Source organism: Anoxybacillus sp. MB8 (assembly GCF_011006755.1).
Classification (GTDB): domain Bacteria; phylum Bacillota; class Bacilli; order Bacillales; family Anoxybacillaceae; genus Anoxybacillus; species Anoxybacillus gonensis.
Window position 1 is genome coordinate 1 of record NZ_RXXX01000161.1, and the last position, 335, is coordinate 335.

The 335-nt window shown below is 48.1% G+C and carries 1 rRNA gene; it reads left to right on the forward strand.

Going from position 1 to position 335, the window contains the following annotated elements:
- Positions 1-251 precede the first annotated feature (251 nt).
- Positions 252-335 (forward strand): 5S ribosomal RNA (gene rrf, locus EKC99_RS15695); the annotation flags it as partial.

Consider the following 335-nt stretch of genomic DNA (forward strand, 5'->3'; position numbering starts at 1 on the left):
ACGTGTAGCTGACGGATACTAATCGATCGAGGACTTAACTAAACACACAAGAAAAGCGAAGAACGGTTCTTGACGTAGTCAAGAAAACATCCGACGGAGCCAACAGCTTTTGACGAAGACGTGTGTGCACGTCGAACGGAAAAAGCGAAGGCGTAGGAGGATGTTAGTTCGAAGCTAGACAACAAGAAAAGCGTAGGCGACTACACAAAACCTGTTATCTAGTTTTGAAGGAATAATCCTTCATTATATTGCTCGGTGACGATGGCGGAGAGGTCACACCCGTTCCCATCCCGAACACGGAAGTTAAGCTCTCCAGCGCCGATGGTAGTTGGCGG